General features: G+C 34.3%; 13 protein-coding genes and 1 tRNA gene. 10 read left to right on the top strand and 4 right to left on the bottom strand.

Annotation, left to right across the window (positions count from 1 at the left end):
• The first annotated feature begins 239 nt into the window (after positions 1–239).
• The 3 genes from F6P99_RS00965 (at position 240) to F6P99_RS00955 (ending at position 4,421) form a co-directional block, all read left to right on the top strand.
• A complete protein-coding gene (locus tag F6P99_RS00965; protein WP_152285572.1) occupies positions 240–1,220 on the top strand; it encodes a pyruvate dehydrogenase complex E1 component subunit beta in 981 nt (326 codons plus the stop codon).
• Between the two features lie 215 nt (positions 1,221–1,435).
• Positions 1,436–1,960, top strand: coding sequence for an inorganic diphosphatase (locus F6P99_RS00960; RefSeq protein WP_152285571.1), 525 nt, complete (start codon positions 1,436–1,438; stop codon positions 1,958–1,960).
• 133 nt (positions 1,961–2,093) lie between these two features.
• Entirely contained in the window at positions 2,094–4,421 is a 2,328-nt protein-coding gene (locus F6P99_RS00955; protein ID WP_152286286.1) for a sodium-translocating pyrophosphatase, read from the top strand.
• A gap of 65 nt (positions 4,422–4,486) precedes the next feature.
• Here F6P99_RS00955 and F6P99_RS00950 read toward each other — a convergent pair whose 3' ends face one another.
• Positions 4,487–5,101 (bottom strand): deoxynucleoside kinase, encoded by a 615-nt coding sequence (locus F6P99_RS00950; RefSeq protein WP_152285570.1) that lies wholly within the window; start codon positions 5,099–5,101, stop codon positions 4,487–4,489.
• Between the two features lie 38 nt (positions 5,102–5,139).
• Complete coding sequence (locus F6P99_RS00945; RefSeq protein ID WP_152285569.1) at positions 5,140–5,898, bottom strand: hypothetical protein; 759 nt, start codon at positions 5,896–5,898, stop codon at positions 5,140–5,142.
• A gap of 157 nt (positions 5,899–6,055) precedes the next feature.
• On the opposite strand from F6P99_RS00945, the gene F6P99_RS00940 reads away from it, so the two are divergent.
• The 5 genes from F6P99_RS00940 (at position 6,056) to F6P99_RS00920 (ending at position 10,435) form a co-directional block, all read left to right on the top strand.
• Positions 6,056–6,526, top strand: a complete 471-nt coding sequence (locus F6P99_RS00940; protein ID WP_152285568.1) for a (2Fe-2S)-binding protein — start codon at positions 6,056–6,058, stop codon at positions 6,524–6,526.
• Between the two features lie 9 nt (positions 6,527–6,535).
• Positions 6,536–8,665, top strand: a complete 2,130-nt coding sequence (locus F6P99_RS00935) for a xanthine dehydrogenase family protein molybdopterin-binding subunit (protein ID WP_152285567.1) — start codon at positions 6,536–6,538, stop codon at positions 8,663–8,665.
• Positions 8,662–9,675 carry an XdhC family protein gene (locus tag F6P99_RS00930; RefSeq protein WP_152285566.1) on the top strand — a complete coding sequence of 338 codons (1,014 nt, stop codon included), beginning with the start codon at positions 8,662–8,664 and terminating at the stop codon, positions 9,673–9,675. The genes F6P99_RS00935 and F6P99_RS00930 overlap by 4 nt, the downstream gene beginning before the upstream one ends.
• Positions 9,676–9,684: 9 nt before the next feature.
• Positions 9,685–10,305, top strand: coding sequence for a nucleotidyltransferase family protein (locus F6P99_RS00925; RefSeq protein WP_152285565.1), 621 nt, complete (start codon positions 9,685–9,687; stop codon positions 10,303–10,305).
• Between the two features lie 56 nt (positions 10,306–10,361).
• A tRNA-Asp gene (locus F6P99_RS00920) sits at positions 10,362–10,435 on the top strand.
• 157 nt (positions 10,436–10,592) lie between these two features.
• Here the strand turns inward: F6P99_RS00920 and F6P99_RS00915 are convergent.
• Complete coding sequence (locus tag F6P99_RS00915; RefSeq protein WP_152285564.1) at positions 10,593–11,768, bottom strand: T9SS type A sorting domain-containing protein; 1,176 nt, start codon at positions 11,766–11,768, stop codon at positions 10,593–10,595.
• 678 nt (positions 11,769–12,446) lie between these two features.
• Between F6P99_RS00915 and F6P99_RS00910 the strand changes: the two genes are divergently transcribed.
• Positions 12,447–13,082 carry a sugar-binding protein gene (locus F6P99_RS00910; RefSeq protein ID WP_152285563.1) on the top strand — a complete coding sequence of 212 codons (636 nt, stop codon included), beginning with the start codon at positions 12,447–12,449 and terminating at the stop codon, positions 13,080–13,082.
• A 2-nt stretch (positions 13,083–13,084) separates the two neighbouring features.
• Here the strand turns inward: F6P99_RS00910 and F6P99_RS00905 are convergent, their stop codons facing one another.
• On the bottom strand, positions 13,085–14,131 hold the full coding sequence (locus F6P99_RS00905; RefSeq protein WP_226912981.1) for a substrate-binding domain-containing protein: 1,047 nt from the start codon (positions 14,129–14,131) through the stop codon (positions 13,085–13,087).
• Positions 14,132–14,360: 229 nt separating this feature from the next.
• Between F6P99_RS00905 and F6P99_RS00900 the strand changes: the two genes are divergently transcribed.
• Positions 14,361–15,272: a nucleotidyltransferase family protein gene (locus F6P99_RS00900; RefSeq protein WP_152285562.1), complete on the top strand. Its 912-nt coding sequence runs from the start codon at positions 14,361–14,363 to the stop codon at positions 15,270–15,272.

The raw sequence follows: 15,272 nt of genomic DNA, 5'->3' as shown, positions 1-15,272 counted from the left end.
TCCTAGTCAAATATATTATACCTAGTGAATCAAGAATCTCGAGAAAAAATCAATAAGATATTTTTGAATTCTCAATTTTTTCAGCTTATTAATGTTTGATTTGCAAAAAACCTGGGAAAACTGAAAAATTATTAGTGAATGACTAATGATATTTTAATTTTTTTGATTTTTTTTTCAATTCTAAATGTCAATTATGAGATGAAAATACTTATTTTTGCTGTCTCATAAAGAATAATACAATGAAAACAATACAATTTAGAGAAGCAATTTGCGAAGCAATGAGTGAAGAAATGCGTTTAGATGAAAGCGTATACTTAATTGGTGAAGAAGTTGCCGAATATAATGGAGCTTATAAAGCTTCAAAAGGAATGTTAGATGAGTTTGGAGAAAAAAGAGTAATTGATGCTCCAATTGCCGAGTTAGGTTTTGGTGGTATTGCTGTTGGTTCTACAATGACTGGAAACAGACCAATTGTTGAGTACATGACGTTTAACTTTGCTTTGGTAGGTATTGATCAAATTATCAATAACGCGGCAAAAATTCGTCAAATGTCTGGAGGACAGTTTTCTTGTCCGATTGTTTTTAGAGGGCCTACTGCATCTGCTGGTCAGTTAGGTGCTACACATTCACAAGCTTTTGAAAACTGGTTTGCAAATACACCAGGATTGAAAGTTGTTGTTCCTTCAAATCCATATGATGCGAAAGGTTTATTAAAAGCTTCTATTCGCGATAACGACCCAGTTATCTTTATGGAGTCTGAGCAAATGTATGGTGATAAAGGTGAAGTGCCAGAAGGAGAATATATTATTCCATTAGGTGTAGCAGATGTTAAAAGAAAGGGTACTGATGTAACGGTTGTGTCTTTTGGTAAAATTATCAAGGAAGCATTCAAAGCAGCAGAAGAATTAGAGAAAGAAGGGATTTCCGTTGAGATCATTGATTTAAGAACAATTCGTCCATTGGATATAGATGCAATAATCGAATCAGTTAAAAAGACAAATAGATTGGTAATTTTAGAAGAGGCTTGGCCTTATGGTAATATTTCTACTGAGATTACATATCAAGTTCAAGAAAAAGCATTTGATTTCTTAGATGCTCCAGTCAAACGTATCAATACAGAAGATACACCAGCGCCATATTCTCCTGTTTTATTGGAAGCTTGGTTGCCAAATTATACTGATGTAATCAAAGAGGTAAAAGAAGTGTTGTACGTTAAGTAAGAAACACATTACATAATATGTAAAAACCCTTTCTGTTTAGAAAGGGTTTTTTTATTTCTAAAACCTGTTACTTGATCTTTTTTTTTACTGTGTTTTTTACATTTAAAAAAGTAAGAAAACGTTAACGTAAATAATACTTTTTTAGCAAGCTACATGTATTATTTTAACTATTTTTACGGCAAAATTAGTAAGCAAAAATATATAAAAATCAAACTATGAGTACAGAATCAATCACTTTTGATGTTTTAATTGAAATTCCAAAAGGAAGTAGAAATAAATATGAATATGATTTCGAATTGAATAAAATTCGTTTCGATAGAATGTTGTTTTCATCGATGATGTATCCGGGCGATTATGGATTTGTTCCTGAAACATTGGCTTTGGATAGTGATCCATTAGACGTATTGGTTTTAGGACACCAACCGACATACCCGATGGTTGTAATGGAAGTTCGACCAATCGGTGTTTTCTACATGACAGATGAAAAAGGGCCAGATGAAAAAATTATTTGTGTGCCTGTTTCTGATCCTATTTGGAGCAATAAAGAGGATATTGCCGATTTAAATCCACATCGATTAAAAGAAATTGAGCATTTCTTTCAAGTATATAAAGATTTAGAAAAGAAAAAAGTTGATACAGGAGGATGGGGTGATGCATCTGCAGCTGTGAAAATTTTCCATGAGTGTGTGGAGCGTTATAAAACGAGCGAAGCAAAAAAAGAAGGAAAATTTACGATCTAACTGATTTTTCTCATATAATAAAAACACCGTGTTTAATAATTTAGACACGGTGTTTTTTTTGTCTATTATATTTCCCTATTTTAGAAAATTACTAAACCAAAAAAAATAAATTTAAACTAAAAACAATTAAATGATGGAATTAATCGTGAATTACTTACCCTTATTTGGGGTATTAGCATTGGCCTTCGTGTTCTTAAAAAACTCGTGGGTTTCGAAACAAGATGTTGGTAGTGAAAAAATGGCAAAAATTGCAACAAACATTGCTGATGGAGCCATGTCCTTTTTGAAGGCAGAGTATAAAATATTGTCCGTTTTTGTAATAGCGGTAGCTGTACTGTTATTTTTTAAGGGTAGTTCAGAATCTAACTCAAACGGGATGGTAGCGGTATCATTTATTGTTGGAGCTATTTGTTCTGCTTTGGCTGGGTTTATTGGAATGAAAGTTGCTACTAAAGCAAATGTTCGAACAACTCAAGCAGCAAGAAGCTCTTTAGGAAAAGCACTTGAAGTTGCTTTTGCTGGTGGTGCTGTTATGGGGCTAGGTGTAGTTGGACTTGGAGTTTTAGGGTTAAGTGGTTTGTTTATGTTGTTTAGCGCTCAAGGTTGGGGAATTACAGAAGTATTGAATGTGCTTTCTGGATTTTCATTGGGAGCATCTTCGATTGCATTATTTGCTCGTGTTGGTGGAGGTATTTATACCAAAGCAGCAGATGTTGGAGCTGATTTAGTAGGAAAAGTAGAAGCGGGTATTCCTGAAGATCATCCGTTGAATCCGGCAACGATTGCCGATAATGTTGGTGATAATGTTGGAGATGTAGCTGGGATGGGAGCCGATTTATTCGAGTCTTATGTTGGATCCATAATTGGTACCATGGTGTTGGGAGCTATTTATGCAACCCTTCCGGAATTTTCGAAAGCATTTAATGGATTGGGGGCAGTTTATTTGCCCTTAGTATTGGCTGCTGTTGGTATTATAATGTCGATTATTGGAACGTTCTTTGTAAAGGTAAAAGATGGTGGTTCTCCGCATGCTGCTTTAAATATAGGAGAGTTTGGTTCTGCTGGATTGATGGTAGTTGCATCGTATTTTATTATCAACCAAATGTTACCGGAAGCATGGGTGTTTAAAGGAACTCAGTATACTTCTAACGGTGTTTTCTTTGCTACGATAGCTGGACTTGTTGCAGGTTTACTTGTAGGAAAAGTTACAGAATATTATACAGGTACAGGTACAAAACCTGTGAATTCAATTATAGCTCAATCAGAAACAGGTTCTGCTACAAATATCATTGCTGGATTAGGTGTGGGGATGATGTCTACTGCAATACCGATTTTATTAATCGCTGCTGCTATTTTAGTTTCGCATCATTTTGCTGGTTTGTATGGTATTGCTATTGCAGCTGTTGGAATGTTGGCAAACACAGGAATACAATTGGCTGTTGATGCGTATGGACCTATTTCTGACAATGCTGGTGGTATTGCTGAGATGGCTGAGTTGCCAAGTGAAGTTCGAGAAAGAACGGATAAGTTAGACGCTGTTGGAAATACTACTGCAGCGATTGGTAAAGGATTTGCAATTGCCTCTGCTGCCTTGACGGCTTTGGCATTATTTGCCGCCTTTATGGAGACAGCTAGAGTAACCAGTATAGATGTTTCTAAGCCAGATATCATGGCTGGTTTGTTGGTTGGTGGTATGTTACCATTCGTTTTCTCGGCACTGTCGATGAATGCTGTGGGACGAGCTGCGATGGCAATGATTGAAGAAGTAAGAAGACAGTTTAGAGATATTCCTGCTTTAAAGGCAGCTTTAGAAGTTATGCGTAAGTATGATTCTGATATTTCAAAAGCGACCAAAGAAGATAGAGCAATTTTCGATGCCGCGGATGGTGTAGCAGAATATGATAAATGTGTTGCTATATCGACACAAGCATCCTTAAAAGAGATGGTAGTACCTGGTTTGTTAGCGATTATCGTTCCTGTTTTAGTTGGGTTCTTAGGGAGTCCAGAAATGCTAGGTGGATTACTAGCAGGTGTTACAACATGTGGTGTTTTAATGGCGATTTTTCAATCGAATGCTGGAGGTGCATGGGATAATGCAAAAAAGACCATAGAAGAACAAGGTAGAAAAGGAACAGAAGCACATAAAGCGGCAGTTGTTGGAGATACGGTTGGAGATCCTTTCAAAGATACTTCAGGTCCATCATTAAACATTTTATTAAAACTGATGTCTGTTGTTGCTTTGGTAATTGCACCGAGTATTGCAAATGAAAGTGCGATTGTAGAATACAATCAGCAAAAAGAAGCATCTCAGACTCAAATAGAATTGGTAATTCCGACGGAAGAAATCGATGCTGAGGATGAAATTACAGAAGATGCAGTTAAAAAAGAGGTTTCTTTTGTAGATTCGTTAGAGGTGTATTTTTTGGAAGAAAATTCTCCTGAATCAAATAGTGACTGCTAGTAAAACAGTTGATAGATAAAAAAAGGGTTCTCATTATTGAGAACCCTTTTTTTATTCTGTTGTGGTTAAAATAAACCGTTTATTTGTGCATCTATTTTGTCGATAATCGTTCCTAAATCTTCAGGGTTTTCTACGAAGTCGATGTTGTCTACATCAATAATTAATAATTTTCCTTTGTCGTATTGCGATGCCCAAGCCTCATAGCGTTCGTTCAAACGACTTAAGTATTCAATGCTAATACTGTTTTCGTAAGCTCTTCCTCGTTTGTGTATTTGACCAACGAGCGTTTTAATATCAGCACGCAAATAAATCAAAAGATCAGGAGGTGTAACCAGGTTTTCCATTAGGTCAAAAAGAGACGCGTAGTTGTTATAATCCCTATTGGTTAAGAGTCCCATTGCATGTAAGTTTGGAGCAAAGATTTTTGCATCTTCATAAATGGTACGGTCTTGAACAATATCTCTACCGCTTTTTTGAATTTTAAGAATTTGATCAAATCGAGTATTTAAAAAATATACTTGTAGATTGAAAGACCAACGTTCCATTTCACCATAAAAATCATCTAAATATGGGTTGTCTTCGGCATTCTCAAAATGAGCATCCCAATTGTAATGCTTTGCTAGTAATTCTGTTAAGGTCGTTTTCCCGGCACCTATATTTCCTGCAATTGCAACGTGCATGTATCGATGAATTTTTGTTAGATTAAGATGCTAAGATATTATTTTTTCTCAGTAGAAAAAAGATATAATTGAGACTCCTGGTAAATGTAGATATACTTGTTGTTCATATAAAAATTATCAAAGGATTCTAGATCTGGAGCGATTATGAATTCTTTTTCTGATGATAGTTTAAAAATACTGTCTTTTGTTGCTGTAAAAAGTTTTCTGTTACTAATTTGAAAATCAACAAGATTTGTCGCTTCTTTCGTTTCAATGTAATTTGAAAGATAGTCAAAGACCAAAATTCCATTTTCCGTTTGTAAATAGGCATAGTTTTCTGTACTTCTCAGTTTTTTAGCACTTATGTTTTTCAAGGGCTGTGATTTAGAAGCAACTGTTTTTGTTTTGAAATTGTAATTTTCAATTGTTCGAGTATTTGTAGTAAAAAGCCAAATATGATTCGCGGCTCCTTTTGAAGCGAACAAAATGTCATAAGGTATTTGTACGACTTCAAGCTCATTGAGTTGACTGTCTAAAATGACAACTACGTTAAAATCTCTATAAAAAACAACTATTTTCAAAGGGTTCGTGATGTCAATAGAAGTGATATCACCATACAGAAAGTTAGAATAGTTCAATTCTCGTTCTTTTGTTTTTTTAGTAAAAACTGTCCCTGTAAAATAATACAAGTCCATGTTGTAATCACAGCCTACAAAGTGGTCTGTGTTTAGCTTGGAAACATTTTTAGGGGATTCTTTAGACTGTGAGAACATGCCTAGTGTAAACCAGAAAAATAAATAGAACAACGAGTTTTTCATTGAAACAAAGTTACAAACTATCTATCAATGGTTGGTTATCAATTGAAAAGTCTATTTGGGAAAGGGTAAAATTCGTCATATGTAAGAATAAATATAGCAATAGGTTATAAAAGAATATTTGATAACTTGTGAGTTCTATTTTATTTACAGAAAAAATATGGAAAAGTTTCGATTGAAAATTAACAAGAAAAAGTATCAAGTAGAGGTTGATGCTGCTACACCGTTATTATGGGTCTTAAGAGATGAGCTCAATTTAATGGGGACAAAATTTGGTTGTGGTATTGGTCAGTGCGGAGCTTGTACGGTGCATTTAAATGGTTCACCAACGAGGAGTTGTTTGTTGCCAGTTGCTGCTGTTGCAGGAAGTGAAATTACTACCATAGAAGGTTTGTCGAAAGAAAATGATCATCCAATCCAGAAGGCCTGGAAGGCATTAGATGTACCTCAATGCGGTTATTGTCAGGCAGGGCAGATCATGACAGCTTCTGCGCTTTTAGAAGAAAATAAAGCGCCTTCTAGAGATGAAGTTCGTGAAGCGATGCAAGGTAATATATGTAGATGTGCTGCCTATAATAAAATTGAAGAGGCGGTGTTGTTAGCCGCTGATGAAAATAAATTAAACTCTTAAATGCGACATATGAAAGCTACAAAAAACATAGAAAGAAGGTCGTTTTTAAAAACTACATTACTCGCAAGTGGAGGTATTTTGTTTGGAGTAAATTATGCAAGTGCTATTTCTAATGAGGCAACTTTATTTGATGCAGATGAAAAGTTAAACTTCCATGATTTCAATGCCTTTATAAAAATTGCCACAAACGGTAAAGTGACTATTTATTCGCCTAATCCTGAAATAGGACAAGGAGTCAAAACATCAATGCCGATGCTAATTGCTGAGGAATTGGATGTTGCTTGGGGAGATGTAATCGTTGAACAAGCAAAATTAGATACTGAAAAGTACCAAAGACAATTAGCAGGAGGAAGTCAATCTATAAGAAAAGCATGGAAACCATTAAGAAAAAGTGGCGCTACTGCAAGACAGATGCTTTTAGAGGCAGCTGCAATTGAATGGAAAATTCCAAAGGAATCATTGTTTACGAAAGAAGGTTATGTTTATAGAAGTGATGGAAAAAAAATCAGTTATGGAAAATTGGTAGAAGTGGCTGCCAAGTTAGAAGTGCCTTCAAATGTCATACTTAAAAAACCTAAAGACTTTACGATTATCGGTAAAGGGAAAGGGAATATGGATATAGATAATATTACAACTGGTAAACCCATTTACGGTATCGACTATAAAGTTGATAATATGTTGTATGCAGCAGTAGTACGACCACCGGCATTTGGTCAAAAGCTTCTGAGTTTTGATGCGTCTGAATCCATGAAGTTAAAGGGAGTAGTTTCTGTTTTTGAGTTCGATAACAACATTGCCGTTGTCGCAAATAACACCTGGACTGCTTTTTCTGCAAAAAAAATGGTTCAAGCAAAATGGAGTAGTGATGGTGCAATAGATGGTACCTCTGAAATGGATCAAAAAATGCACCAATTGTTGGCAGGTGAAAGTTTTAAAAACTGGAAAACATCGGATGATGTGGTTGCAGCAAATGAAGAAGCAGAGTTCGTTTTAGAGGAAATTTATGAGAGTCCGTTTTTGCCTCATAATTGTATGGAGCCGATGAACTTTTTTGCAAATGTAACGGATGCTAAAGTAGAACTGGTTGGGCCAATTCAAACACCTGAAGGATCTAGAAAAAATGTAGCAAACAAATTAGGTCGAAAAATTTCGGATATTTCAGTGGAAATGACCAGAATGGGAGGAGGCTTTGGAAGGCGTTTGAACGGAGATTTTGTTGTAGATGCAGCTGTGATTTCCAATAAATTAAGAAAACCAGTGAAGTTGGTGTATACGAGAGAAGATGATATGACCGGAGGTGTTTATAAACCCTGTGTGAAATATAAAATCAAAGCTGGTATAAAAAATAATGAGGTAGTAAGTTATCACCTGAAAGAAGCAGCGGTTAACTGGACGATGTACCGACATAATGCGAGCAATTTTCCTTTTGGAGCAATTTCGAATTACCAAGTAGACGTGGCAAAAATTCAAAACGACATTACTGTTGGTTTTTGGCGAGCACCTGTGTCAAATTTTTTAGCATTTGCAGAACAAAGCTTTTTTGATGAATTGTCTCGAAAATTAGAAGTTGATCCTATTAAGCAAAGGTTAAAAATGTTAGCGGCTGTAAACAGAAAAACTAATTATTCTGTTCAGCGGTTTTCGAATGTGATAAAACAAGTTGCGAAAGATGCGAATTGGGGCAAAACTCAAAAAAATAGATTTCAAGGTTTTAGCGCATATTATAGTCATAGTACCTATGTTGCAGAAATTGTAGAGATAGAAATGATTGATGATTTACCCGTTGTGAAAAAAGTTTTTTGCGCTGTTGATTGTGGTGTTGTAGTGAACCCAACGGGGGCTGAAAACCAAGTGGTAGGTGGAATTATAGATGGACTGGGACATTCGTTGTTTGGAGAACTAGAATTTGAAAAAGGGAAACCAAAAGTGAATAATTACGACAGGTATCGATTGATTCGAATGAATGAGACTCCAAAAGTCTATTGTTCATTTATCGAAAGTGATGAAGATCCAACAGGGTTGGGAGAGCCTACTTTGCCTCCTGTAAGTGCCGCGTTGGCAAATGCGATTTACGCTGCTTCTGGTAAGAGGTTAAGAAAATTACCGTTTATTAAAGATTGGGAATTGAATATTTCATGACACACGAATTAAAACAAATATTCGAAGCGTATTTAGTTGCGTTGCAAACTAGACAGAAAGCCGTTCTAGCTACCGTTGTGCATGTTGAGGGATCTTCTTACAGAAGAGAGGGAGTTCGTATGTTAGTTTTAGAAAATGATAAAACTGTAGGTGCAGTAAGTGGTGGTTGTGTTGAAAAAGAAGTAATTCGACAAGCTCAATCAGTTTTTAAAAACGGCGAGCCTAAGATCATGACTTACGACGGACGTTTTAGATTGGGTTGTGAAGGTGCTTTATATATATTGTTGGAAGAACTGACTATAGATTTACCGAGTCTTCAGTTAGTTTTTAATGAAATTGAGGAACGAAAAAGTTTTAGGCTCAATACTTATTATAGTTTAGCTTCAAAAGGCTCGATGGGGACAAAAGTTGTTTTGAGTTCGGGTGTTTCATTTTCGTTGAAAAAGAATCATATGCTTCATGAAGGTAATTCTGTTGAAGTTTTTGATGAGACGATTCAACCAGCTTTTCAATTAGTTTTATTCGGTTCAGAACACGATAGTTCGAAACTATGTGAATTGGCTACCATTACAGGGTGGCTGGTAACAGTGGTTTGTGCTCCGAATAAAAATATAAATAGGGCCGAGTTTCCAGGCGTTTCTGAAATTATAGCTTGCAGCCCTGAAAATTTTGATGCTGGAATCATTGATGCACAAACAGCTGTAGTACTGATGTCTCATAATTTTGCGAAAGATGTTTTGTTTTTAAAAGCACTGAGACATTCTGTACCTTGTTATATCGGTTTATTAGGCCCTACAAAGCGCAGAGAACAATTGCTCGATGCTTATATAGAATACGACCCTGATGTAAATGAATATTTTATAGAAAAAATTCATGGTCCGGCTGGTTTAGATATTGGAGCAGAAACACCAAGTGAAATAGCCATATCAATCATGTCAGAAATTTTAGCGGTTACTCGTAAAAAGACAGTGATTTCTTTAGCAGAGAAAAAATCTGCAATTCATTCGTGAACATAAGTTATGAAAGATAACATCGCAGTCTTGATTTTAGCAGCTGGAGCTTCTTCACGCATGAAAGTTCAAAAACAACTATTACCATGGGGAGATACCACATTATTGGGGAATACTATTGCTACAATTGAGGAGGCTGGATATCGATCAATTTATGTTGTAGTAGGATCAGACGCCAAGAATGTAGCACAAGAGGCGATAAAAAATAATACTCAAATTGTTTTAAATCCGAATTGGGAACAGGGGATAAGTTCTTCAATCGCTGCTGGTATTTCTGAAATAAAAGGATTGCATTACGAAGGGGTCTTGATAGTACTGGCAGATCAACCATTTTTGCTTTCAACAGATTTGTTTAGGTTGAAAAAAACTTTCTTAGAAGTAGGAGACAAGATAATTGCAAGTAAATTTATAAAAATGAACAAGCCCAGTGTTCCAGCGATTTTTCGAAAGACCATGTTCGATCAATTACTCGCACTAAAGGGAGACAAAGGTGCGACTCAGTTGTTTAGCAAACACAAAAAATCGGTTGTAGAGATATCCATACAATCAGAATTTTTAGATATTGATACGATTGAAGAATATCAAAAATCACTAAAAATATTTTCAAAAAATAAATATCAAAAAAAATAAAAAAACAACTTGTCGAATTTGAATAAAGTATTATATTTGCAACCGCTAACAGCAACGGTCTGGTAGTTCAGCTGGTTAGAATACCTGCCTGTCACGCAGGGGGTCGCGGGTTCGAGTCCCGTCCAGACCGCAAAAGCCTCAAAACTAATGTTTTGAGGCTTTTTTTATTTTATGATGTTGTGAGATTTTGAATTTATTGTCACCAAACGTATTCATTTTGCTTGGGTGTAAAAGATAGCTTCGTTGGGAAACTATCTTTTGTAGTGGCAAACAACTCGATAATTTTTTTAAGGTTTTATTATTTTTTCTTGGTATTGCATTCCTTTTTGATCAACTACTTTTATGATATAAATACCAGATCTTAAATCATCCATAAAAATTGTTCTTTGGTTTTGTGGTATAGAATCTATTCTTTTTACCAAAGAACCGTTGATATTGAATATTTTTATGTTTTTTATTTGTGCATCATACTTGATGGTGATGTAACGTCCAACAGGGTTTGAAAACTGTAATACCTTCGAAGCTTTTGATTTAGGCGTGTTTGTAGAAAGTAAGTCAAACCTTTTGTAAGTTCTAATCCAATCAATTTGAAAAATATTGTTCGATTCAACAGATAATTCATTTACAGTAGGATAAACTCCGTTATTCACTTGCCATTGTTGTGCAGCTCCAGAAAATATGATAGTTTCTGGAGAAGATAAACCATTGCCGTTTAAATGCTCATTGGGGTCGATAATCGATGCTCCTGAAACAGTTCTTACAAGCTCTCCATCGATATAATACTCTAAATGAAAAGGATCTCTCCAATAAACTCCTACTCGGTGAAATCCAGCTCTCCAGTATTTCCCATCTTCTTCTGGTATTAAATAGTAACTACCTGGATCTGTTGGTTGATAATCTGCTCCACTGGAAGAAAATGTATGATGACTTAAATGCATTCTTCTTGCGAACCATTCTTTAGAGGAATTTGAACTTTCAGAAAAACTAGAACCATATGCCTCCACTATATCTATTTCTTCTTTACTGTTGGTGCTTAACATCCAAACAGCATTTGCCATTACAGCATTCATTATTTTTACATTTGTTTCGATATATACTGGATATATTATTGTTGTTCTAGCATGTGCGGCACTAAAATAATTAGTGTTTTGAGCTGTATTTTTAGAAGTAGCTTTTAATTCTAAATTACCATTTGTTACTCTCGAGTTGTTTGGTGTCCAAGTAGTATTCCCGAAACCGGGCCATGGGTTGATATAGCCATCTTCCCAATTTGTATTAAATGTAGCTCCTTTGTTAGAACCAGAAGGGGTTTCATAATTAAAACTATCTGATAATTCATCTACCAATTCCCAAACATAATTTGAGTTGTTTGCTTCTGCTGGAACTGGAAGACCATCCCAGTCTTGAGCATTCATGAAGAAAGGAAATAATAAAAGAATTTGAAGTGTGTTTTTAAGTTTCATTTTTTAGTGCTTGTATTTTGATGAATTTTGGTTGTTTTGTGATCAATTGAAAATTTTACGCAAGGCATTTCAATAAACCAAAATTAATCAATGAAAAACCAGGATTTATAAAAACATGACTTGATTTTAAATAGACAAATACATGTTTTATTTGAGATTTTCGGTATAGAAATTAGGGAGAATTAGAAGTACAATATACGCTGAGGCTCGCCAATCATTAGCTTTGTTGGTGAAGGTGATTTTTACCTAGGTACAGTAAATCGATTTGAAAAAATAACGAATTAATTTTCTTTTTAAGATTGTTGTCTATGTTTTTTTAGAGTATGTCGAGATCTAAAAATTCAATTTTGTTTGAATAAAACCATAAATAAATGAATTCCCGATGCTGTATTTCAGATGTTTCTTTTTTGATTTAAAATAGTATTGTCGTCCTCAATTTATTTAATTATTGGTGTAAAGTTATTTTTGCAAGATGTTTATCCCAGTCGATCTATTTTTATAATAATCAGTGTTGATTGTCTGTGTATAAAACTAATTAATAATGACAATTCTAAAAGTATATATCTTTAATGATTTTATAAGAATAGTATCAACTAATTTTTTCTCTATTTTTTTTTTGTACACAACATTTAATTTATTTCTATCTTGGCGCATAAAATAATTTAATCTAGGTCACAAATGCAAACATATTCTGTAAAATCAATAGGAGCTTCTGAGTTAATATTAGACGGTAGATTAAGCGATTCTTTATGGGATAAAGCTAATATAATAACCGAATTCAAATCTCCCTGGGATGCTGAGCAAATAGCTCGAATTGAGTTTCGCTCGTTGTACAGCAAAAGTAAATTTTATTTTAGTTTCAAAGTATTCGATTCAAATATTCATGCAATTAAAGATGATGATTCAAATGCAAGTATCAATGACTCAGACCGTGTAGAATTGTTTTTTAGGAGTGATCGTAAAATGTCTCCATATTTTTGTTTAGAAATAGATCCTACTCCAAGGATTATGGATTTTAAAGCGTTGCCGAATAAACAATTTGATTTTGAATGGAGTTGGCCTACAGGTGAGTTAGAAGTTAAATCTAATATCGCAACAGATCATTTTATAGTTGAAGGAAGTATCAGTTTAACTTCTCTAAAAGATCTTGGATTGTTGAAGGAAAATAGAATTGAAACTGGGATTTTTAGAGCAAAGTATAATTCAAATTCAGATGGCAGCTTTGTGCCTACCTGGATTACTTGGGTAGATCCTAGTACGAATGAACCAAACTTTCATACGCCTAGTTCATTTGGTGTATTACAGTTAGAATAATATTACTCTAAATACTCTCTGTAATTTTCTGAGTTAATAATGTCAATTGGAAGTAATGTTTCTTTTGGTATTTCTTTTGCGAATAACAAATGTTCTGCAAGATTACGCAAACCTTGGAAGGCCTGTTTTTTTGGGTTTTGATTGATTAAAAAGTCAATACTTCCTTTTTTTAGGTGTTCAATATTTTTTTCGACCAAATCGTAACCAACGATTTTTATGTCTTTTCTGCTTTCAGTTTTAAACTGAGCTGCTACATAGGTTTTTGATGTAGTAACGAAGATTCCTGTAATGTTGGGATTAGACTTAAAATAGGAATCTAAGAACTCGAAATAATTTGTGTCTAAGGTTTTGTTTATGTTGATGGTTGAGATGCTGTATGCAGGATCGTTTTTTTCTTCAAAATAATGTTTGAATCCATTTTCTTTTTCCTGCATATGTGTTGCATTTTGAACTTGCTCGTCAATATGCACAATTAATAAATCCCCTGAAGTTGTTAGAGAATCCAAAAGCTTTGCCGCAATTCTCCCGGTTTGAAATAAATCTTGTCCGATATAATTTGTGAGACTGTTTTTATCAATTACATTATTGAAAGTAGAGATGATGATTTCTTGTTCAAAACAACGTTTTTTAATGATTTGCGCCTCTTGATAAAATAAAGGAGCCATCAGTATTGCATCAGGTTTCGTAGCGATTAATGCGTTGGCCTGTTCTAAAAATGAAGTAGGAGATTTAGAATCATACCTATGTTGTTCGATACTAATTCCAAATGCTTGGTAATTATTTTCCATCTCTTTGATTGCTGTCAAGCATGGTGTCCAAAAAGAATCTTGGTTAGATCTCGGAAATAAAATACATACTCGGTATATCTTATTGTTTTTAAGGCTTTTTGCAATAGGGTTAGGCTTGTATTCAATTTCCTCTAATATTTTATTTACTTTTTTTAAAGCACTTTCCGATACTTTTCCCCTTTTATGTAAAACTCTGTCAACGGTGCCTTTTGATACTCCAGCTAACTCTGATATGTCCTTAATGGTGTATTTTTTCATCATGAAGCAAATATAACTAAAAAGTTTATAAAAAATAATTGTGTTCTCGAGCACAGTATTTTAGTGTGTTCGAGAACATTTTTAAATGTGCTCGAACACATTTTTTTGTGTTTTCCTTTTTTTATACTAATATTTCTCTTAGTTTTGTAGAGGTAAATGACGTTTTTAGAAACAATATGAATTGTAATTCGTTGTTTTTCAGTAGTGTAGTTTAATTGAAAAATTTTTTAAAATGACAGAGAATAACAAACCAGCCTTAGTGGTTTTGGCTGCAGGAATGGGAAGTAGGTATGGAGGTTTAAAACAGATTGACAGTTTTACCCCAGAAGGAGATACAATAATTGATTTTTCAATCTATGATGCTTTGCAAGCAGGTTTCGGAAAATTTGTATTTATTATTCGAAGAAGTTTTGAAAAAGAATTCAAAGAAATATTCAATAAAAAACTAGAAAGAAAAGCTGAAGTTGCATATGTGTATCAAGAATTAGATAATGTTCCTGAAAAATATATCAATCCTGAAAGAACGAAACCCTGGGGTACTGGGCATGCGTTGCTGATGGCCAAAGATGCTATTAAAGAAAATTTTGCAATTATAAACGCGGATGATTTTTACGGTCGTGAAGCTTTTGATGTAATGGCGGCCTCTCTTATTGAGAAAGACAAAAATTCTTACAATTTCAATACAATGGCTTATTTATTGAAAAATACGGTATCTGATCATGGATTCGTATCAAGAGGTGAGTGTCAAGTAAACGAAAAAGGATTTTTAACCGATGTAACAGAAAGAACACATATTGAGAAAATTGATGGAAAATTGATGCGTAAAGATGATCAAGGTACTTTTATTGATATAGATGAGGATACTGTGGTGTCTATGAATTTTTGGGGATTTACTCCTAAATGTTTTGAATTCGGAACAGAATTATTTGAAAAATTTCTTGAAGAAGAAAAGCACAATTTAAAGTCAGAATTTTTTATTCCTTCTGTAGTCAATGAAATTTTAAAATCAGGAATCGCCAACGTTGAAGTTTTGAAATCTAATGCAAAATGGTTTGGTGTTACATATCAAGAAGATAAACCTATTGTAAAAGAAGCAATCAATAAGCTAAAGCAAGAGTCTGTCTATCCTAAAAATTTGTGGTAA

The organism is Flavicella marina, assembly GCF_009193215.1.
Classification (GTDB): Bacteria; Bacteroidota; Bacteroidia; order Flavobacteriales; family Flavobacteriaceae; genus Flavicella; species Flavicella marina.
The sequence above is the reverse complement of the archived record's forward strand: the minus strand, read 5'-3'. Positions and strand labels throughout refer to the sequence as shown.

Excerpts from the sequence above, each read along its gene's own strand:
- F6P99_RS00960 (WP_152285571.1), top strand. The coding sequence starts at position 1,436 with ATGAGTACAGAATCAATCACTTTTGATGTTTTAATTGAAATTCCAAAA.
- F6P99_RS00935 (WP_152285567.1), top strand. The coding sequence starts at position 6,536 with ATGAAAGCTACAAAAAACATAGAAAGAAGGTCGTTTTTAAAAACTACA.
- F6P99_RS00915 (WP_152285564.1), bottom strand. The coding sequence starts at position 11,768 with ATGAAACTTAAAAACACACTTCAAATTCTTTTATTATTTCCTTTCTTC.
- F6P99_RS00910 (WP_152285563.1), top strand. The coding sequence starts at position 12,447 with ATGCAAACATATTCTGTAAAATCAATAGGAGCTTCTGAGTTAATATTA.
- F6P99_RS00930 (WP_152285566.1), top strand. The coding sequence starts at position 8,662 with ATGACACACGAATTAAAACAAATATTCGAAGCGTATTTAGTTGCGTTG.
- F6P99_RS00925 (WP_152285565.1), top strand. The coding sequence starts at position 9,685 with ATGAAAGATAACATCGCAGTCTTGATTTTAGCAGCTGGAGCTTCTTCA.
- F6P99_RS00945 (WP_152285569.1), bottom strand. The coding sequence starts at position 5,898 with ATGAAAAACTCGTTGTTCTATTTATTTTTCTGGTTTACACTAGGCATG.
- F6P99_RS00900 (WP_152285562.1), top strand. The coding sequence starts at position 14,361 with ATGACAGAGAATAACAAACCAGCCTTAGTGGTTTTGGCTGCAGGAATG.
- F6P99_RS00955 (WP_152286286.1), top strand. The coding sequence starts at position 2,094 with ATGGAATTAATCGTGAATTACTTACCCTTATTTGGGGTATTAGCATTG.
- F6P99_RS00965 (WP_152285572.1), top strand. The coding sequence starts at position 240 with ATGAAAACAATACAATTTAGAGAAGCAATTTGCGAAGCAATGAGTGAA.
- F6P99_RS00905 (WP_226912981.1), bottom strand. The coding sequence starts at position 14,131 with ATGATGAAAAAATACACCATTAAGGACATATCAGAGTTAGCTGGAGTA.
- F6P99_RS00950 (WP_152285570.1), bottom strand. The coding sequence starts at position 5,101 with ATGCACGTTGCAATTGCAGGAAATATAGGTGCCGGGAAAACGACCTTA.
- F6P99_RS00940 (WP_152285568.1), top strand. The coding sequence starts at position 6,056 with ATGGAAAAGTTTCGATTGAAAATTAACAAGAAAAAGTATCAAGTAGAG.